Raw genomic sequence first — 21,026 nt, forward strand, 5'->3', positions numbered from 1 at the left:
GGTAACAAATGGAACCGTTATTGCGCGACACATACGCAGAAATAAACTTGGACAACATTGGCTATAATGTCAGGAAGCTAAAAGAAATAGTAGGAAAGGATGTATCCATAGCAGCAGTGGTAAAGGCAAATGCGTATGGTCATGGGGCTGTAGCCATAGCTCCCACTATTATGGAAAACGGCGCGGACATGCTGGCAGTTGCTACATTAACAGAAGCATTAGAGTTAAGAAACTATTACAGCGATTATAAAATATTCATCATGGGATACACTCCTGATGAATATTTGGAATATGTGGTAAAAAACAATATAACTCAGACGATATTTTCCTTAAGACAAGCTGTCCTAATCAATGATTTAAGCATTAAATACAATACAATTTCTAAAGTTCATATTAAATACGACACAGGTATGAATCGTATCGGATATAAGGATAGTCAGGAAAGCATAGATGAAATAGTTAAAATTTTCAACTTGAAAAACATAGATGTTGAGGGCATTTTCTCACATCTTGCATTAACAAACAGAGAAGAAGATGATAAGCAATACGAAAGATTTTTAAATGCTGTAGGTAAAATAGAGGAAAAAGAGAAGACCTTCAAATACAAACATATTTGCGACAGTATTTCAGCAATAGATTATCCCGAATACAGATTGACTATGATAAGACCGGGTGCAATTATTTATGGTATGAAATCATATGAAGACGATTCGGTGATTATGAAGACTGCTTTAAAATTTAAAACAAAAATATACCAGATTAAGGAGCTTCAACCGGGCGAAGGTGTCAGCTATGGCTACAGGTGGAAGGCAACTAAAAAAACATCGGTAGGAACTCTGCCTATGGGCTATGCCGACGGTTATCCTCGTATAAGAGACAGCTTCGTTACAATTCACGGCAAAAAAGCTCAGATTATAGGCGTAATAAATATGGATCAATGTATGGTGGATTTAACAGACATACCTGAAGCGAAAGTTGGAGATGAAGTAATAATCTACGGTGATGGAACTGACAATACAATAGACATTCAGGGTATGGCGGATTTATTAAATACAAATAAAAATGAAATACTTTGCAGGCTTTCAAGAAGGACGCCGAGAGTTTACATAAAGGGCGGCAAGGTTGTAAAAGTATTAAATTATTTATTACAGGAGTAGCTATCTATGGATATAAATAAAAGAGTTACGGAAATATTCGATGAATTGGTACATATCAGAAGGGATTTTCACATGAACCCCGAGCTTAGTCAGCAGGAATTCAGAACTCAGAAAAAAATACAGGACTATTTAAATGAATGGGGAATTGAAAATTATGTGTGCGCAGAAACGGGTGTGGTAGGTCTGATAAATGGGAAAGGTTCGGGAAAGACAGTCGGTATCAGAGCCGACATAGATGCTTTACCTATAAATGAAGAGAACAACCATTCTTACTGTTCATTAAGGGTCGGAGCTATGCACGCCTGCGGTCACGACGCACACACAACCATACTCCTCGGGATAGCTAGAATAATGAAAGAAATGGCTGATTCAGAAGATTCAATAAACGGTAATGTAAAGCTATTTTTTCAACCTGCTGAAGAAACCATAGGCGGAGCTAAAAGGATGGTTGAGGAAGGCTGCATGTTAAATCCCACCGTTGACTATGTTTTAGGATTACATGTAATGCCATATATCGAGGCGGGAATGGTTGAACTGAAATACGGCAAGCTCAATGCATCAACGGATTCAATTAAAATTACATTAAATGGAGCGTCAGCGCACGGAGCTTATCCCGACAAAGGCATAGATGCTATTGCCATGGCAGGAAGTGTTATAACTTCATTGCAGACTGTTGTAAGCAGAAATATTTCACCTCTTAATTCTGTGGTAATATCGTTGGGAAGAATATCAGGCGGTGTAAAAGACAATGTTATAGCTGATGAAGTTAAAATTACAGGTACTTTAAGAGCTCTAGATGATGATACAAGAAACTACGTTAAACAGAGAATCAAAGAAATAGTTACAAATACAGCAAATGCATATGGTGGTCATAGCACGGTGGATTTCTATGACGGATATCAGGCATTGATAAATAATGATGAGGTTGTTGACGTAGTAAAAGAAAATGCTGAAAAGCTTCTCGGTAAGGATAATATAGTATTTAAGGAATTTCCGAGCTTGGGAGCAGAGGATTTCTCATATTTTTCTGATGAAGCTAAGGGAGCATTTTTCCACTTGGGATGCGGTAACAAAGAAAAGGGTATTACTTCGTTAATACACACAGATACATTTGACATAGATGAAGAATGCTTAAAAACAGGAGTATTGTTGCAAGTAGAAAATATATTATCATTATTTGGTCGCTGAAAAATAAGGAGGGAAAAATGAAAATATTTATAAGCGTAGATATTGAGGGTATAACAGGAGTGACATCATGGAGTGAAACAACATTAGGTAACCATGATTATAAACAATTTGCAGATCAAATGACAAAGGAAACAGTTGCGGCATGTGAAGGTGCAATTGCTATGGGAGCAAAGGAAATATTTATTAAGGACGCACATGATTCTGCAAGAAATATCGATATAACAAAACTTCCGAAATGCGCCAAACTGAGCCGTGGGTGGACTAACTGCCCTGATTCTATGGTTGCAGGCATAGACGAAGACTTTGACGCTGCAATATTCATAGGGTATCACACTGCCTCAGGGACTGACGGAAACCCATTGGCTCACACCATGAATACAAATATCAATTATATAAAGGTTAACGGAGATTATGCTTCGGAATTTGTTTTAAATTCTTATTTAGCGGCAGATTACGGAGTACCGGTAGTGTTCTTGAGCGGCGACAAAATGCTATGCGAAAAGGTGAAGGAATTCAACAAAGGGATTGAAACGGTTGCAGTTAAAGAAGGTGTTGGTGGAGCTACAATAAGTATTAATCCGGAACTTTCGTGTGAGCTTATAAAAGAGGGAGTTAAAAACGGCTTGAAGCATATATCCGCTTGTAAACTTCAAATTCCTGAAAAATTTGAGGTGGAAATAAACTACAAGGAACATAAAAATGCAAAACATGCATCCTATTATCCCGGAGTAACACAAATTGATGCACACACAGTAAAATTTACCGCAAACAGCGTAAAAGAATTAGCAACAACAAGAATGTTTATAATGTAACTCATTAAGGGACAGGTTTTCCTGTCGATATGCAGTAGTAGTACTGAAAATACAGTAAAAAATCGTCCGTTCTCGTTTATGCGTGAACGGACGATTTTAACATAGCATGAGCTTTGAAATTACATGCTTTTTATTTGATTCAAACTTTCTAAGAAACGATGGAGCATTGCTGCAACCTCAGCTCTCGTCGCGCTGCCATGCGGGTCTAAAAGTCCGTTCGGTCTGCCGTTCACTATACCCTCTCCATAAGCCCATTGCATAGCATGTAGCGCGTATTCTGAAATATTATCTGCGTCATTGAAGAATAAAATACTTGTATTTTCACCTTCTGATACATCAATGCCTATATGTTTTGCGTACCGCCATAAAATCGTCGCCATTTGCTCACGGCTCATGTTGCCGGACGGAGAAAACATATTGTTGCCGATTCCTGAAATTATACCGTTTTCATAAGCCCAACCGACTGCATTATGATAATATGCATTTTCATCTACATCGGCAAACTCTGTGTTTTTATTTGCTTTGAGATTTCCTGCTTCGCGCCATAGAGCAGTTACAAGCATAGCTCTGGTTATGGAGCTGTCAGGGCTGAACTCAGTATCGCCGGTGCCATTGAACAGGCCTTTGACATACACATATTTCACATCATTGATGAACCAATCATTCTCGCTTATATCAGTAAATGGATTCTGCCATAAGACCTCAATATCAGAAGTGTCATTTTTCTTCCAATTTGCGTAAAGAGTAATATTTTCAGTGACAGCAGAACTGAAGTTGTATGGTTTTGTCAAATCCCTGTCTATATACCAGCCGATAAATGTAAAGCCTTCCTTTGTGGGAGGCGCAGGTTTGCCTGCACTTTCGCCGGCTGTTACTGTCTGGCTGTCTATGCTTATTCCACCGTTTGTATCAAATTTGACAGTATATATGTCAGCGCTGATGAAGCCACCACTACCACCTCCGGGTGAAGCAGATCCTCCTCCACCTGAAGTATTAGTTTTTTCTTTTAAAATGCAGGATAGCTTATTTGAAACAACACTTCCTATCCGGGCATATATCTTATAATTGCCGGGCTTTAAAATTTTCAGAATTCTTCCGTTGATTTGCACATTGCTGTCATCACATTTCCATTCTAATCCGCCTAAGTCAATCCAGCTATTATTATATTGATCAACACCCGAAACAGTCAACATGCCTAAATTCATTTCAATCGGATCTTCTGAAAAGTCATTCAGCAATATAGAAGGTCTTGTATTATCTGTGATTGTTAATTTATTTAATACAGGAGCAGGAATTGCATGTATTTCAATCCATTCTGAGTAAGTATTTCCACTACGGGCACGGATATGAAAAGTACCCTCTTTTGCAAACGATAGAAGATTGTTTGTAATATTTATACCTCTGACGGGCAGCTCCCTTGCCTCCCAGGTAAACGACAGAGATACTTCCTTTCCTGTTTCATCGAAGGCAATTGCCTGTAAGGTATCATGGTTGTCTAAATCAATTAGCGATGAGTCTGCATAAGCTGTAAGGCTACCTGTAACTTCAATACTTCCATTAAAATAATGAGGCTCAACAATGCATTTAAGCGTATTGGAAACTACATCTCCTATCTTAGCATATATCATATATTCACCCGGAGCATTTATTTCTATCATGGTTCCGTTAATCCGTACATTGCTGTTATCACATTTCCACGCCAGTCCGCTGAGATCGGTCCAGCTGTTTCCATGCTGGTCTGACGCTGTTATATTCAACACCCCTAAATCGTAAATATTACCCAATGTATCATCGTAGTGCATTACAGGTATATTTCCTTCGATGGATATTGATGAAAGCACAGGCTCATCCTTTACCTCAAACAGAAGGTAGTTGCTGTAGATGTTTCCTATTTTTGCATATATGTGAGCATTTCCGGCATCTGTTGCGGTCAGTGTATTACCATGCACTGATGCTATAGAGTCATTAGTTATATACCAATCAACGTCTGACGAGTTAAAGCTGATATTGTCATAGCCGTCGTATCCCTTTATGGTAAGATGTGACAGGTCAAAGCTGTCAGGTGTACCGTTCTGATACATGGCGCCGATGCTTCCCGTTAATGAAAGAGATTGCAGTGCTCGTGCCGGCAATACAGTCAGCGCTATGCGGTTTGACTCTTTTCCGTCTACCGTTGCATATATCTGATATGTGCCTGCACGGGAAAAATTGATGCTGCCGTTTTCTGATACGTTAATGCCAAAAGCATCATCGGTATACCATGCGATATTTTTGGAGCTCGGGACATCAATCCATGATTGGCTGTCCTCTGTTTTGATTTTCACATCTAAGGAAGCTGTATTTGTCGTGTTTGCTCCGTCATTCAAAATTAAAGGTGTAAATTCACCTCCGATTTGCACATTGGCTGTTTCGTGCTCTTTAATATCGAGCAATATCCTTTGCGACACATAATGCTCATCAATCTTTTCGAATTTATCGGTATCAGGCTGGTACTGAAGAAATATAGCGGTTCCGGTTGTGGCATTTTTTGCAACTATGACAGGATTCTGGTTATAGTCCCTTTGAATTTCGGCATAGTTAGAATTCTCATTCCCTGATTCATCAATAATTTTCCATTTTCCGTCGAGACGCTGGTTAAACCCATAATAAGGAACACCGTACTCATTCTTTGCAGTGACCGAAACAGTGTTTGCCGATGCAGACTGTCCCTTGTACAATGTGATTTTATCTGTACTCAATTCAAAGGTTTTTGCTGCATATATAGGAACTACCTTAGAAGGGTTCAATACGGTATTCTTGGTAGTATAGTAAAAATTACCTTTATACGGTGTCTTGGGCTGACCGGAAAGCAGAATATTTGCAGGATTAAGGTAAGCGTTATTTGCTACAAAAGCCGCATAATCAACATTATCTACCTGATCTGCTCCGGTAGTAAAGCCTGATTTTCCGTTCTCTATTTTTACATCCAAATGCCCCATAGCGTCGTGGTCATCATTTCCGAATGTGATTCTGCCATATCTGAAATGACCCTCGTCCGGATTAAGACCTGATTGCCCGGTGGTTTCGGGAGCGACAATAACTCCGTAGAGAATCATTGTTTTATAAGAAATACGTCCTACGCCTGTATAAGGAATTTCGGTGGTTGTATCGGATGTATTTACAGCTATATCAATTGCGGTATGCGCCGGCAGGTCAACCTGTATTTTATCTTCAACAGATTGGCTTACAGCCTCTTTTTCTGTGCTTGTTGATACCTTGGAAAGGGAGTAGTTAAATGTCGTTTTCTGCTCAACCTTTGGTTCAATCGATATTTTTGAAACAAGAGGAATATTCATTCCCACACTCAGCGTTGTTTCCTTCTGCCAACCCTCTGTGTATTCTGAAACAAGCTCTGTAGAGGTTTCCGTACTTTTGGAATACTGATATGTCTTGCTCACTGTGTTTGAAAAATCATTTTTGTTTTCAGCGGTGACTACATAAGAGTCGGTTCCTACTCCTTCCACAACATTAATACCCTTGCTGTTCAGGGATTCAAGAGTATCCCCGACATTAAAAGAAGGTGTCTCAAACTCTTCCTGCAGCGGTTCAATTTTGAAATCATAGAAAAGCTGCACAGTGAATCCGGCATATACTACATAGCTATTTGATAAAAGTTTGCTCCATCTCCAAGAAGTATTTTCATACTGTGCAAGCACCGGTCCGGTGGTTGCAGGGAGAAAATTAGCAAAATTATCGATATTATTCAGCCAATTGTTTCTTTGGCTATAGCTGCCGACGTTATCTCTTACATATGAGAGCACGGGAGCGCTGGCAAGGTCAAATGCATCTCTTGCACTTTCACCGATATAGTAATTATGTTCTTGTCCCCCAAATCTGGGAATTGTAATATCCATGTAGTCGTTCCACCAACTATTAAATTGAATGGAATCATTCTGCTGGTGCCGGATTAGAGCTTTGATAAGCTCATCCCACCTTGCGGTAAAAGTACCATTTCTAACTAACTTGTTCAGTAATATTGACTGTGTTGTCGGAAGAACATCATTTTTTCCGTACAACATCCAATCATTTTCATGAGTAATTGCTGCTGATGCTGTAATGGGGAATCCGGTTACAATAATGCAAACCGCCAACAGGCCGCTTAAAAATTTTTTCCATGCGCTTGCCTTACATAAATTTTTCGTAAAAATTTTCATAAATATATCACTCCTTAACAAAATCGTCCGACCTCGTTTTCCTGCGAGATCGGACACTTCAATTTTACATAAACTTTTCATGCAAATCAATAGAAGTGTAATAAGTCGGCGTGAAATGTAACAAAAGGTGCAATAAGTGATTTTGAAAAACAATGAACAAGCATATTGAAAAAAGCTGCAATTAATGATAAAATGCTGGAAAGAGGTGATACCGTGCTAAACAGAATTTATTCAATCCTGCTTTTGCTATGCATGATATTTTATCTATTCCTCCCTATGGATATTGCTTACGCTTCGGAACAGGAGACCAAAGATATTGAGTCCGTCGAGTATGAAGTGGAAAATGGAGATATCTTTGACGAAGATGAGGATCCGAAATCCGGTGCTGCAGATGAATCATATGAAAACGATACGGAAAAAAAAGAACCCCCTGTCCTAAAAGAGAAAGATACGGAAAGTATTGAAGACGTTGAAGATATTGAAGACATTGAGAAACAGGAGGGTTATATATACAGCTTTGAGGAATTAAAGGACTGGTTTCGTGAGAATAGCTCCGGCGAAGTAACCCTTGGTGCGGATATCATTGTGCCGAAGGGCGAGGAGATCCATTTAAGGGGTTTTGGTGATACTGTCTGCATACATACCGGTGATTACGGCATTATTATTGAAGGAAATTTAACGCTGTCATACCATGTTAACATATCAGGTACCGGTATATCACAGCCGGTCATTGAGGTAAAAAGCGGAGGTAAATTTGAGCTGATAAACATTTCCTATGATGTCTTGTCCAAAATCACAGCGACGGGAGAAAACGGGTGTGCACTTGTTTTTCGTGAAGGAAGCAGATATTCTCAGTCAAGTTCTCATCTTGAAATTACCGCCATGGATGGTACGGCGGTTGAGTCTGAAATTCCGATTGAAGCGGAGCGGTGGATTATCAGAGCAGAGACGGGCATAGTGTCCGGCTGCGATGTTTCCTTGCTGTTATGTATTATTGAAGCACAAATAGCAGCTGATGCACCCGAAGTTATTGCCGATACCTGTATTTTACCGGAAACGGGAAGAGAAAATATAACCGAAATACGGCGCAGTGTGATGAAAATGGACAACAATAATATTAGGCTTAATATAGGTGCTGAAGAATCTGAATATTTGCGGGAAGGGTGGATGAGCCACGCTGTTTTAAGTGCTGACGGATATGAAGACATAGAAGTCTTGCTTGACTACAACCTTCTGTCCTCGCAAATTGATACAAGCACTGAAGGAATATATTACATCCCCATTGAGCTTAATGGATATTTAAGCTCGTTTGGTCTGATTGATGAGAGTGTCCCTCTCTTTACCGCGGAAGTAAGGAATATGAGCATACCTGTGTTTGACAGCGCAGTATTTGCCTTTAATGCCTACTTTGTAGATTACCTGTACGTGCCCGGCAGTGCTGAAAACAGCTTGAAATTGTGGCGCTCGGATGACGAAGGAGAGAGTTGGTATGACTGCACGGATGAAACACCCTTCAAATTATTTTCGGATGCTATAAGAATAACCTTTTACGAACCGTCAGAACAGCCTGTCTGGCTGGTTTGGGAAGTGACAGGGGTTGGAGAATCAGAAATACTGCGCCTTACATGGGACGGTGAAGTATTGTTGGAACCTATGGAAGGAGGCGACCGCAACGGTGGTGACCGCGGTGAGGTCAAGCCTCCGGCAGCACCTAAAAAACCTTCACATAGACCTGAAACAACTCCCAAACAAGCTTCAGACACAGCATCAGAGCCAAAGAAGGGCGGCGATATTATAATCATCCTGCCAAAGCTTATGCAAAGCGTAAAGCTAATAACGGAGGCAGCGGCGGAGCTGCATGATAATACGATATTACTTCCCATAATTTTGCAAACGGAGGAGGAATCCTACAAGGATGCACATGATACGAATACTATGCATACAGATAATGATGACACAGATGACACATACAAGGACGCAGCACCCGTCAGTTCTTTTTCCGACACACCGGATATGATTCAGACATTACCCGATGTATCGCTTGACGAAGCTCCGGCCATTGCTGCAGAAGAATATCACATTGTGATAAATGAAGCTGAATCCGCAGCTAAGGATGAGAATACGCATATGAAATCTCCGGATGAGGCTGCCGACATACCTCCATATTCAGACAGTAATATGCCCCTTGTCATTGTTGGCGGCATTAGCCTTGCGGCAGCTGCAGCATATTTTGTTTTCAGGCAAAAACAGGTGAAGAGGCAATGAAAATACGAAAAATATCAAGTATCACGGCTTTTTTATCAGTTGTCATTTTGATTTCAGCGGGTATTTTTCTGTTATGCTATAGGTTTGATAATAAGTATACGGCAAGAGAAAAGCCGGATTTCATTTATCTGATACATGGCTGGGAAATATACCGTGGCAAGCTGCTTGTTCCGTCAGATATTGGGAATCACCGACCGGATGAGATTGTTTTTATCGGTCAATATGGCGGCTTTGAGGGTCATATTGGCGGTGAAGTGGACAGAAATCCACACGGAAGCGCCACATACCGTATAAACCTTGCTCTGCCTCCCGGAGAAAAAAGCTATACACTTGAGCTGCCGGAGATTTATTCAGCATATAAATTGTATATTAACGGGTTGCTGATGGCACAAATGGGAAATCCCGATCCCGAAAACTATGAGCCGCAGACAGGAAACAGCTTTGTGACGGTTCACGGATCGGATAAAATTGAAATTATCATTGCTGTTTCAGACTACAGCCACTTTTACAGCGGTGTGGTATATCCGCCCGCCTTCGGTGAGTCAGCCGCCGTAATCAGCCTTATAAATATGCGTTTTGGTTTGCGGGCAATGGCAGTTGCTATAGCTTTGTGTATAGGCGGACTATACTTAGGTATTTGGGTGCTGACTAAAAAAAGTCAGAGAAATATTCCCTTGCTATATGCGGCGCTGTGCGCTTGTTTTGCAATTTATATCTGCCATCCGGTGGTAAAAACATTGTTCTATGGGGGTATGAATTTTTATACTGTGGAAATTACCGCTTACTGCATGATGCTTTTGCTGTTTATGCTGATTCAGGAGCGTATCATCAACCTGCCCGAAAAATATAGGTTGTTCTATTCGGGGCTTGTCTCTTTTGGAGTTTTTACCTGCTGCTGGTCACTGCTTATGCCATATTTTTTAGGGGGCAGTCTCAAGCTGATGCTTGCTTATTCTGTGCTTATAAATATATACACATGGATTTCCGGAACGTTTTTGATTTTATCAGCCGCATACGGTGTTTACCAAGGTGCCGTTCACAGTAAAACGATTTTGACAGGGGAGGTTATATTTGGATGTGCTCTTGTTATGGACAGAATATTTCCTGTGTTTGAGCCGATCCGTTTCGGCTGGTTTACTGAGCTTGCAGGCGGAGTAATGGTGGCGCTTACAGGTGTTGTGATGGCAAAGGAAATAGCAAGGGAGTTTCATATGCGCCTTGCATTAGAGGAGCGGGTTGAAAGTGTGAATCACCTGTTGGAAACGCAGCGAGCTTATTATCCTGTTCTTCTGCAAAAAGAAGAGGAAGCGAGAGCTGCCCGTCACGACCTGCGGCATCATATGCTCATGCTTCGTGAGCTTGCACAAAGTGATACCAATAAATTAACGGAATATTTAAACAAATATGAAACCAAGTATTTACAGCAAAACAATATTTCTTACTGTAATCATTACGTAGCGGATATGATTTTGAGAAAGTATGCGGCTCTTGCACAGCAGCATAGTACACCCATGGATATAAAAGTGTCCATACCGGAAACAATTATGATAAATGATGTGGATTTTTGTGTAATTCTCAGCAATCTGCTTGAAAATTCCCTTGAGGCAACTTCAAAGCTTCCGGCGGAAAAACGTCATATTGCTGTACGTATCCGGCTGGTGCTTTCACGTATTGGTATATTTGTAGAAAATTCGTTTGATGGCATTTTAAAGGTAAAATACGACCGCTTCTTTTCAAGGAAGCTAAAGGGTGGCGAAGGAATTGGAATTAATTCTGTGCGTGCGATTTGCAGGCACTATGACGGCAGTGCAGAGTTTTATGCAGATGAAAATAATGTATTTCACAGTGAAATCATTTTATCGGTGAGGGAGGAAACATCATGAGGATTGCAATTTGTGACGATATTAAAGGCGATGTTGTACATCTGCACGAATTGCTGAAGGAATACCTTTATACCAATTCCCTTGATGCGGATATTGACACCTTTGAAAGTGGTGAAGCGCTCCTTTCGGCATTTGAGCCGGGTAAATATCAGATTATTTTTCAGGATATATATATGAACGGAATGACCGGTATGGAGGTTGCTGAACAGATTCGGGAAACGGACAAGGATGTGGCAATTATTCTGACCACTGCAAGCCTCGAGCATGGTATAGCCAGCTACAAGGTAAACGCAGCGTATTATATTGTAAAGCCGGTCGAGCAGACTAATCTTACGCAGGGGATGGCACGTTGCCATGAACATGTTAATCAGTATGCTAAAGTCATTGAAATAATGGAAAACCGTCAATCGGTCCGTCTTAGACTACGGGATATTTTTTATGTGGAGTCCCAAAAGAGAGCCTGTGTTTTTCAAACTGCGACTGAAGAAATTAAGACTAACTCTTCCATGGATAAAATTGCCGGACAATTGAACGGCTTCCCTTTTGTGCGTTGTCACCGCAGCTTTATTGTAAATTTACTTCATGTTGCGGATATGCTGAATCAGGATTTTGTGATGGAAAGCGGTGCGAAGGTTCCCATAAGCAAAAGCTGTCATGCTGCCGCAAAAAAAGCTTTTAAGGAATTTTTTCGTGCAAAAATGATGGGATAACAGAATAGACACTATGACTGTTATTCGGCATATATTTTTACTTTTACCGTTGTATTGTGTTCTTCATCCCATGCCTCAATATCTACTATGCTTGGGTCATCTAGTGTTCCGCTCATCAATTCTTCAATAATTTTGGCAAAGTCAATACTTGTTATGTCTATACCTTGGTTTTCCAATTCTTCGCGAGCATCCTTAGGTACCATGTTAGTCATTTTACCGGCTATTCCGCCAAGAACAGTCAATAAACGTATAGGAATATTAACCTTGACATTTACTGAATTATTATCTGATGTAATCCGTATTTTAAGGAATTTATAAGTGCGTTTTACAGAATCATATGGTATTAAATCATTTTTTTCCTGTTCTGGTTCACCTGACGAGTTTAGTGCACTTAACAGTTCCATTCCTTCTGCGGCAGTAATTTGACCTTTTTCAATCATTTCCAATATTCTTTTTTGTTCATCCATTTTTGGACCTCCGATTAATTATAGATTTTTTATTCTTTCGGTTGCTTCTTTGGGGGATAATTCTCCTTTTGATAACTGGTCAAGTATAGCAGTTTTTTCTGCTTTCTTATTTTCGTTTTCTTTAATTGGTTCCTTGACTTCGAATCCCAAGCTTTTTATTACGGCATCCAGTTTGCTTCGAACCGTCGGGTATGAAATACCTAACTCTCTTTCCACATCTTTAATACTTCCGCGGCATTTGATGAATACTTTGACAAAGTCAAGATCTTCTTCCGGCAGGCTGCAAAACTCGCATGGCTGGAAATCTCCCTCAATCGAAGTAGAACATTTGTGACAGCATAATTTTGTAACTGAAAGTTTATTACCGCATACGGGACATCTGCTTGGTGCTTTATACTTCATTTCCTCACCATCCTTTTATAAACAATATATACTTATTTTTATAAAATGTCAACAATAAAATTAAAATAATTAATATTAATATTAATATTATTAATTCGTAAATTAAAATTATTAATATTGTTTTATAAAAACCTTGACTGTTTATTGTCATCTTGAGGTTCTACACTTGACAAGACAGGTCTATCATGATAAACTTAATAATAAAGATTTATTCCAATAGACCTTGGAGGTGAATAAAATGGAAGAATTTAAACTGTTTGACGCGGAATATAAATTTTTAGATATCATTTGGGAATCGGAACCTGTTAATTCAACTGAATTGACTAAAATATGTTTTAAAAAGCTTGGATGGAAAAAATCTACTACGTATACCATGATTCGTAAATTAGCCGTAAGAGGTATTTTAAAAAACGAGAATGCTATAGTAACAGCACTGATAAAAAAGGAACATGTTCAAAAATACGAAAGCGAAATATTGTTAGAAAAGTCATTTGATAATTCTCTCCCCACATTTATCGCTGCATTTTTAAAGGATAAAAAAATTTCTAAAAAAGAGGCCGAAGAAATCAAAAAAATGATTGAGGAGGCTTCTAAATGAGTAGTTTGTTTTTGACTGTATTAAAATGTTAAGACAAGAATAAAAAACATCTTAAGCTACAAGAAACCGTCACAAATGATTTTAGCGGCATCGGTAATTATTGTAGTTGGTATAACTGTTCTGTTGAGCACAAATCCCGTGAGCCTTCAACAATATCAATTCCCTTTGACAAGTGAAGATATAGAAAGCGTGTTGGAAGAGCAGGGAATTAATATGTATATCAGTGACTTTAGTACAATTGATGATACAAGGAATATGGTGACCTTAACCAATGACAGAAATATTACGTTTGGTATTGATGCTCAGGTAAGAGACGGATACAAGGTTTTAAATATGTCATGGTATTTGCCGAGTAGATTGACATCTGATGAAGTTCACGACTTTTTTCATAATGAATTGTCAAAGCAATTTGAGCTGGCTGGGATATTCTACGGTAATAAAAAAGGATTAGATAAAGAATTGGGCAAATTGCTTGAATATTATTTCAAAGAAGAGAATTACAATAAGGGAGCATATTGGAGCAAAAGGATAGGTAATGATCATCTGAGAGTAAGCAAAAGTGTTCAGCAGGTAGCAACAACCATATACATGATGATTATGCCGGATGAAATATATGAAGACTTTTTAAGCTCAACAAATGAAGCATGGAAAAATACTGCTGAAATTGAAAATATTAAAATATGTAACAACACTGTAGCTGAAATGGAGGAGACAGCAAAAGAAGACATTCTTAATGAGAACGAATTAGATTATTTTACGAAGCATTTCGCTATAAAGGGATATTTAAAAAACATTAAAGAAAATAAAAGCGTCCCCGAAGAATTAATTAATCCTATTTCAAGCTATTTTATACCCAACAAGGATAAATATTTAAGCGCTGTATTATTTGATGCTACAGGCAGTGTGGATGTATTTGTAGAAATGACTTCGCTTAGCAAGGATGAATTAAATGCAGAACGGGAACACAATATAGTAATGTTTTACAATAACGGTGAGCCGGTATATGTTGTTCGTTTCAGTATATTGCCAGCTGAATAGATAAGCTCTTAATAATACAGGAATGCATGTAATTGAAATTACATGCGTTGAGGCTGCTGAAAAAGTCCCCCTGCTTCGTTGATGTTCAGCCGGTCAATCCTCACGTATGTCTAAATACGCTCCGGTTGCCCGTCTTCCATCGCCTTGCAGGATGAACTTTTTCAACAGCCTATCATCTTGATGACTTTGTCATCAATCTGAACGCATGTAATTGAAATTACATGCGTTTTTAAAATAAATTGCAATAAATTCTTACTTTATTTTTACAGGCATATTTTTGGTTAACAACCTGATTATTATCAGCATAATTGCTATTAATAATAATGTCTGTACGGATGAGATTAAGAATGATGAATTTGAATATCGTACAACAGTTTCAAATGTTTCTGTGAAGAGCATATCCAAATTATAAAGAGCAACAATGCTTCCGCTCCAGATTAACGCATAAATATAGTCTATAAAAATAGCAAAAGCGATAAAAACCAAACCTATCATCCAGTTGAATTTATAAAATCCGATATTTATTATCCATCCAAGGAGATACATCACAAATATACTAAAAACGTACAGCGCAAAGGACGCAATACTAAATTGAAACAACCCTGAAAATAAGGCTTCAATCAAAGCAAGCAAGCTGAATATTAACGGTAATGAGACGGATAAATATAGTGCAGCAACGGCCATGCTGTAAACGCATGTTTTTCTGGTTATTCCAAGCTTAATAAGCTGTGGCAGAAATGTGGCTCCGGCAATAATACCTATAACAAACATGTATATCATGGATGATCCGGCAGAAAACAGAAACAGATTATTTGCAGAACTAAAATCAATATAAGAATGGGCTATGCTCAATCCGACATATACAGCCATCATTATACCTATAAACCAAAGAGACCACTTCATCTGCTCGATGTAAATATCCCTTGCAACTTTCATAACACTATTTGCTTTCATGTGAATCCTCCGTTTCTGTCAAATGAATAAATAAATCCTGAAGTGAAATTGGACCTATTTCTAATCCTAAGCTATCAGCCGCATTTTCAATTTTTTCTGTCCTTTCTTCATAAATCATAACAGATTTTGTTTTTCCAAGCTGTTGCGAGCTAAGTATTCTTCTTCCTTTAACAAACTCATCAACATCCGTTGCATTACCCGTTATAGACATACCTCTTGAAATCAAGGTTTCATAATCTTCATGCAGCAGTAATTTGCCGTTGTCAAGTATTAAAACCTCATCAAATAAATAATCCATTTCGGATACTAAGTGAGTTGATAATATAAAAATACGCGGATGATTTTCCTGATCTTTTAACAGCTCGTTATAAAATTTTACCCTTGTGGGTGCGTCCATACTCAGATATGACTCGTCAAAGATTGTAATCGGAGAACGGCTTGCTAATCCCATAATTACCTCCAAGGCGGATTGCATTCCTTTTGAAAGCTTATTGACATTTTTATTCATTGGCAGCTTAAAAAGCTCTACCAAATATTTTGCATATTCTGCATCGTAATTAGGTCTGTACTCTTCAACCATGGACAGCATATTTTTTACTTTTTCTGTTTCTTCTTCATAATTTGTCTGAAAATGAAAAGATATATTCTGATTTATTTCTGCGTTTTCATAAGGAGCTGCTCCCGCAATTTTTACACTTCCGGCAGTCTGCTGTCTGTATGAAGCAAGAATTGATAAAAGAGATGTCTTGCCTGCGCCGTTTCTCCCTAACAAACCATATATTTTCCCATCTTCAAGCTTAAATGATACATCCTTTAATGCTTCAAAATTTTTATATTTTAAAGACAGATTATTTACTTCAATATTGTAGGTCATTGATTACCACTTCCTTTCACCTGATTGATCAAATTAATTATTTCGTTTGACGATATACCCAGCTTAGATGCTTCCTGAACCAGAGGTACAACATATTCATCCGAAAAAGCCTTTCTTCGTTTATCCCTAAGCTTATCCTTTGCGCCTTTTGATACAAACATTCCTATACCGCGTTTTTTATACAATATTCCTTCATCAACAAGCTGATTTATACCTTTTGCAACAGTTGCGTGATTTATTTTATAGAAACTTACTAATTGGTTAGTCGATGGTGCCTGTTCTTCCTCTGAAAGAAGCCCGTTAACTATCTGGTCTTCAATTATTTCACGTATCTGAATAAAAATAGGTTTGTCATTATTAAAGCTGTTGTTCATAGTGATCACTCCTTTTTAAGAGCAGTTATATGGTTATACACTTATGTATATAACCATATCACAAAAGTGTTTCCGAGTCAATAAAAAGATTTGCGGACAAGCAGCTTTTTTTTTCGTAGCCATAGAAAAAGTCATATGGTAGAATATAGGCAAAAGATGGATATAATATCATAAATTAATTGAGAGCGGGGATAAAAGATATGGATTACGAAATTATACATTTGCCAAAAGAAAAATGGAAAGGAACTGTAATACCCATAAAATATACAACAGATAAGTATTATGATGTTAGTGTAAATAAAACATATAACGGTTTCTCTGTTGAGATGGAAAAGAAAAAATTTACGGAGCTCTTATCTCGTGATATTTCAGGTAAGTTATATGAAGATCATTGGGAGAATGCATATGCCTGGGGAGTAATAGCAAACGATGAATTAATTGCCGCAATGGAAACAGATCAGGAATTATGGTCAAATCGTATAAGGATTACAGAACTTTGGGTATCAGAAAGATATCAGAAGCACGGAATCGGCCACACCTTAATAGAAATTGCCAAAGAGCAGGCAAGGAGAGAAAGACGGAGAGCTGTTATATTGGAAACACAATCCTGCAACGCAAATGCAATAGATTTTTATTTGCATGAGGGCTTTATCTTAATCGGTATGGACACTTGCTGCTACAAGAATAACGACTTGGAAAGAAAAGAGGTAAGATTAGAATTCGGATGGCTTCAAGAAGAAAAGAAAAAATTAAATGATAAAGATATAGAAATAAGAATGGAAACTGAAGATGATTGGTATGATGCAGAATTAATGACACAGCGCGCATTCTGGAATAAACATCATCTTGGTTGTGATGAGCATTACCTTGTACATAAAATACGTCATCATGAAGATTACCTTCCCGAATTAAGCAGAATAGCAGTAAAGAATGGGCAGGTGGTAGGATGCATAATGTATACGAAGTCAAGAATTGTTGACGGAGAAGATACACATGGAATTATAACCTTCGGACCTCTTTGCGTAGAGCCGAAATGGCAGGGATACGGAGTGGGAGAGATGCTATTGAGAGAAACAATGAGCTTAGCCGCAAACAAAGGGTATAAAGGTATAGTAATATTCGGAGAACCTGATTACTATCCCGGAATAGGATTTAAAACATGTGATAATTTTAATATTACAACCTCTGACGGCAGGAACTTCGATGCATTTATGGCAATTGAATTAGCGGAAGGCAGTTTGAAAGGAATAAAAGGAAAATTTCACTATTCAGAGGTTTTTGATAATCTTCCGAAGGAAGAAGTAGAAGAATTCAATAAAAGATTTCCCAAGCTGCAAAAATTAAAATTCCCGGGACAATGGGATTGACACAGAAAAAATCGGAGGCTTTATTTTGGAGGTTAATTGAATATAACACTACTAAATTTATGTACACTTTTATCAAAGTGTTGCTCAAACATTCGCAATACAGTAGCAGATAACACAAATGAAAATAAAAAAGTCTTGACAAATCAGTCTACGAATCATAAACTAAACATAGTCTAAAAAATATAGACTATAGGAGGCTGTTATGAAAAGATTTACTGATGCAGAGCAGAAGCTTGCGGAAATAATTTGGGCTAATGAACCGGTGACATCGCCTAAATTGGTTCAGATATGCAAAGAAGAACTGAACTGGAAAAAATCAACCACGTATACGATGTTGAAAAAGCTTGAAATTAAAGAGATTTTTATAAACAATAAAGGAATAGTTGAATCCTTACTTACTAAGGAGGAATTTTATGCAGAGCAAAGCAAGCAAATAGTAGATGAAGGATTTAACGGTTCCTTCCCGAGATTCTTAGCAGCTTTTACAAGGCATAAAAAGCTAAGCAGTAAAGAAATCTCTGAGCTTCAGAGACTTATCGAAGAGCATAAAGAGGATTAGCCATGGATGGATTATTTTTGTATATAATTAACATGAGCGTTACCGCAAGCTATGCAATTGCTTTTGTAATAGTGCTGAGATTGTTTTTAAAAAGGCTTCCTAAGGTATTTTCTTATGTATTGTGGTTTGCAGTATTGTTCAGATTGGTGATTCCATTTTCATTTGAAAGTGTACTGAGCCTGATTCCCAAGGATGTGCGCATACCTCAGGATATTGCTTATTCACCCAATCCTGAAATAAGCAGCGGTATATCCTCAGTTGACAGTGTGGTAAACAATCTGTTGCCTGCGCCTGTTGATCAGGCGGCAAGTATTAATCCCATGCAGGCATGGCTTGCTGTCGGAGAAATAATATGGATCACAGGGATGGTCATACTACTTTTTTACAGTATCTTTACTACCGTAAAATTATATAGAAATATAAACGGGGCAGTTCATACAGAAGATAATATATACATTCTGGACGGACTTAAAACGCCTTTTGTTTTTGGTATAATTAATCCAAAGATATATCTTCCAAATCAGCTTTCGAAAAATGAAAAAATATATGTGCTGCTGCATGAGCAGACCCACATAAAACGTCTCGATCATATTGTAAAACCTATTTTCTTTTTAGTTACATGTATTCATTGGTTTAATCCTCTTGCATGGATTGCGTTCTGTCTTATGGGTGAGGACCTGGAGTTGTCCTGTGATGAAAATGTAGTAAAGCAATTAGGAAACAATATTAAGAAGGAATATTCATCCTCTCTTCTTTTCATGTCCACAGGCAGGAAAATAGTGAGTGGATGTCCTCTTGCTTTCGGCGAAAATAATACTAAGAGCAGGATTAAAAATATTTTAAAATATAAAAAGCCGGCAGTATGGGTTCTGGCAGCTGCGGTTATAGCTGTTATTATAATTATTGCAGCTCTCATATCCAATCCGAAAACAGAAGCAAGACTCGATGCCTTGCGTCCCATGATAATGGTTAACGGTGAGTTATACTTGGATACGGGAAGGAGTGTTCCTGCTGAAATTGATGAAAGTGCAATCATAGGAGAAGTGAAATCCTCTGTCAGCCCATCTGAAAAACCTTCAGAAGAGGGTCAGGCCAACTTTGGATTTACAGGTGCTAAATACGCACATTTTGAAGATAACATAGTTGTTCTTATAGATAATGAGTGGTATGTTTTTGAAAAGGATGTAACAGAAGATGTATCAATTCATTTGAGCAAAGAAAATAAATCTACCGGAATGTATGAAAAGGTTACTGTAAAATCCGGAGAAATTGAAAAGACCTTTTCATGGAAAAATGTGACTAATCCCACATATGCTCCGGTTAAATATATCGCCGATGTGGATAATGATACCAAGGATGAAATTATAATATTGTTGACTACCGGCTATGGCACAGGTGTACAGGTTCAGGATATACATATATTAAATTCAGAAGATTTGTCTGAAATTAATATAGAAGATCCTTTGGAAGCCATAAATAAAACTGTATCTTCATCAATCACAATTAATGGGGATATAGTCAGTGTAGAAATAAAATGGAACGGAAATTCAATTGAGAAAAGCTATGACAAATCATACGCAGGCGTTTGGCTTGACAAGGTTTCGTTTGGTTCTATTATAAATTATGAAATTGTAAACGACAGAATTGTTGTAAAAGTTCCCGGGCAAATGTCGCCGGCGGCGTTTCCTTTTATTGCCGTAGTTGAATATGATGAGAATTTAATAATAACGAATATTGAAGTTATGGAAATAGTCGATAAAACAAGCCGTGATAAAATAAGTGCATATTTAGAGGAAGAGTCTAAAGCTGTTTTTTCTCCATATTATGAGTTGTTAGATTTTATAATCTATAACTATGCAGAAGAAAACAAAGACGGAAATATTGAAGCAGTTTTTAATTATACCATAGTACACAAAAATTATGACCGAGATCCGGATACCGTTGAATACATCAAAGAAGCCAAGGAAAAAGGTGACGGCAGCTATCAACAGTTGTATAATGAGTACTTACAGCCTAAGGATATGAATTTTTATCTCAAAGCTGTAATTGACGAAAATGACAATATAACCTTGTATCACAATTTTTCTCCTAACGGTGTCGACTGGCAGGAGACAGAAATGTCGGATTATATTATCAGATAGTAATATTGATTTTTTAAGTAGAGCACAAGAAATTTTACTTTCTT

Annotated in this window: 17 protein-coding genes; 11 read left to right on the forward strand and 6 right to left on the reverse strand. The window is 38.0% G+C overall.

Annotated elements, in window-relative coordinates; all coding sequences use genetic code 11:
• Positions 1 to 8 precede the first annotated feature (8 nt).
• From alr to HZF24_RS06135, 3 genes are read left to right on the forward strand one after another with little or no spacing between them, the layout of a single operon-like run.
• Positions 9 to 1,157 (forward strand): alanine racemase, encoded by a 1,149-nt coding sequence (alr, locus tag HZF24_RS06125; RefSeq protein WP_179237414.1) that lies wholly within the window; start codon positions 9 to 11, stop codon positions 1,155 to 1,157.
• Positions 1,158 to 1,163: 6 nt separating this feature from the next.
• A complete protein-coding gene (locus tag HZF24_RS06130; protein WP_179237415.1) occupies positions 1,164 to 2,345 on the forward strand; it encodes a M20 metallopeptidase family protein in 1,182 nt (393 codons plus the stop codon).
• A 17-nt stretch (positions 2,346 to 2,362) separates the two neighbouring features.
• Positions 2,363 to 3,157, forward strand: a complete 795-nt coding sequence (locus HZF24_RS06135; RefSeq protein ID WP_179237416.1) for a M55 family metallopeptidase — start codon at positions 2,363 to 2,365, stop codon at positions 3,155 to 3,157.
• A gap of 119 nt (positions 3,158 to 3,276) precedes the next feature.
• Here HZF24_RS06135 and HZF24_RS06140 read toward each other — a convergent pair whose 3' ends face one another.
• Positions 3,277 to 7,350: an S-layer homology domain-containing protein gene (locus tag HZF24_RS06140; RefSeq protein WP_179237417.1), complete on the reverse strand. Its 4,074-nt coding sequence runs from the start codon at positions 7,348 to 7,350 to the stop codon at positions 3,277 to 3,279.
• A 165-nt stretch (positions 7,351 to 7,515) separates the two neighbouring features.
• Between HZF24_RS06140 and HZF24_RS06145 the strand changes: the two genes are divergently transcribed.
• From HZF24_RS06145 to HZF24_RS06155, 3 genes are read left to right on the forward strand one after another with little or no spacing between them, the layout of a single operon-like run.
• Positions 7,516 to 9,615, forward strand: a complete 2,100-nt coding sequence (locus HZF24_RS06145) for a hypothetical protein (protein WP_179237418.1) — start codon at positions 7,516 to 7,518, stop codon at positions 9,613 to 9,615.
• Positions 9,612 to 11,498, forward strand: a complete 1,887-nt coding sequence (locus HZF24_RS06150) for a GHKL domain-containing protein (protein WP_179237419.1) — start codon at positions 9,612 to 9,614, stop codon at positions 11,496 to 11,498. Before HZF24_RS06145 ends, HZF24_RS06150 begins: the two co-directional genes overlap by 4 nt.
• Positions 11,495 to 12,208: a LytR/AlgR family response regulator transcription factor gene (locus HZF24_RS06155; protein ID WP_179237420.1), complete on the forward strand. Its 714-nt coding sequence runs from the start codon at positions 11,495 to 11,497 to the stop codon at positions 12,206 to 12,208. The genes HZF24_RS06150 and HZF24_RS06155 overlap by 4 nt, the downstream gene beginning before the upstream one ends.
• A 20-nt stretch (positions 12,209 to 12,228) precedes the next feature.
• On the opposite strand, the gene HZF24_RS06160 is transcribed toward HZF24_RS06155, so the two are convergent.
• Both HZF24_RS06160 and HZF24_RS06165 read right to left on the reverse strand, forming a co-directional pair.
• Positions 12,229 to 12,675 carry an SHOCT-like domain-containing protein gene (locus tag HZF24_RS06160; RefSeq protein ID WP_179237421.1) on the reverse strand — a complete coding sequence of 149 codons (447 nt, stop codon included), beginning with the start codon at positions 12,673 to 12,675 and terminating at the stop codon, positions 12,229 to 12,231.
• A gap of 18 nt (positions 12,676 to 12,693) precedes the next feature.
• The gene (locus HZF24_RS06165) at positions 12,694 to 13,077 is read right to left on the reverse strand and encodes a DUF2089 domain-containing protein (protein WP_179237422.1); all 384 of its coding nucleotides are present in this window, start codon (positions 13,075 to 13,077) and stop codon (positions 12,694 to 12,696) included.
• 238 nt (positions 13,078 to 13,315) lie between these two features.
• On the opposite strand from HZF24_RS06165, the gene HZF24_RS06170 reads away from it, so the two are divergent.
• Complete coding sequence (locus HZF24_RS06170; protein WP_179237423.1) at positions 13,316 to 13,675, forward strand: BlaI/MecI/CopY family transcriptional regulator; 360 nt, start codon at positions 13,316 to 13,318, stop codon at positions 13,673 to 13,675.
• Positions 13,676 to 13,750: 75 nt separating this feature from the next.
• On the forward strand, positions 13,751 to 14,713 hold the full coding sequence (locus tag HZF24_RS06175) for a hypothetical protein (protein ID WP_179237424.1): 963 nt from the start codon (positions 13,751 to 13,753) through the stop codon (positions 14,711 to 14,713).
• 252 nt (positions 14,714 to 14,965) lie between these two features.
• On the opposite strand, the gene HZF24_RS06180 is transcribed toward HZF24_RS06175, so the two are convergent.
• Genes HZF24_RS06180 through HZF24_RS06190 form a run of 3 tightly spaced genes read right to left on the reverse strand, consistent with a single transcriptional unit; the run spans position 14,966 to position 16,915 of the window.
• Positions 14,966 to 15,667 (reverse strand): hypothetical protein, encoded by a 702-nt coding sequence (locus HZF24_RS06180; protein ID WP_179237425.1) that lies wholly within the window; start codon positions 15,665 to 15,667, stop codon positions 14,966 to 14,968.
• Positions 15,654 to 16,541 carry an ATP-binding cassette domain-containing protein gene (locus HZF24_RS06185; RefSeq protein ID WP_179237426.1) on the reverse strand — a complete coding sequence of 296 codons (888 nt, stop codon included), beginning with the start codon at positions 16,539 to 16,541 and terminating at the stop codon, positions 15,654 to 15,656. The genes HZF24_RS06180 and HZF24_RS06185 overlap by 14 nt, the downstream gene beginning before the upstream one ends.
• On the reverse strand, positions 16,538 to 16,915 hold the full coding sequence (locus HZF24_RS06190; protein WP_179237427.1) for a GntR family transcriptional regulator: 378 nt from the start codon (positions 16,913 to 16,915) through the stop codon (positions 16,538 to 16,540). The genes HZF24_RS06185 and HZF24_RS06190 overlap by 4 nt, the downstream gene beginning before the upstream one ends.
• 200 nt (positions 16,916 to 17,115) lie before the next feature.
• Here HZF24_RS06190 and HZF24_RS18930 point away from each other — a divergent pair, with 200 nt between their 5' ends.
• The 3 genes from HZF24_RS18930 (at position 17,116) to HZF24_RS06210 (ending at position 20,982) form a co-directional block, all read left to right on the forward strand.
• Positions 17,116 to 18,282 (forward strand): GNAT family N-acetyltransferase, encoded by a 1,167-nt coding sequence (locus HZF24_RS18930; RefSeq protein ID WP_246345971.1) that lies wholly within the window; start codon positions 17,116 to 17,118, stop codon positions 18,280 to 18,282.
• Positions 18,283 to 18,484: 202 nt separating this feature from the next.
• Positions 18,485 to 18,841: a BlaI/MecI/CopY family transcriptional regulator gene (locus HZF24_RS06205; protein WP_179237428.1), complete on the forward strand. Its 357-nt coding sequence runs from the start codon at positions 18,485 to 18,487 to the stop codon at positions 18,839 to 18,841.
• Between the two features lie 2 nt (positions 18,842 to 18,843).
• The gene (locus tag HZF24_RS06210; RefSeq protein WP_179237429.1) at positions 18,844 to 20,982 is read left to right on the forward strand and encodes a M56 family metallopeptidase; all 2,139 of its coding nucleotides are present in this window, start codon (positions 18,844 to 18,846) and stop codon (positions 20,980 to 20,982) included.
• The last annotated feature ends 44 nt before the right edge of the window (positions 20,983 to 21,026 follow it).

This window comes from Sedimentibacter hydroxybenzoicus DSM 7310 (assembly GCF_013403245.1).
Lineage (GTDB): Bacteria > Bacillota > Clostridia > Tissierellales > Sedimentibacteraceae > Sedimentibacter > Sedimentibacter hydroxybenzoicus.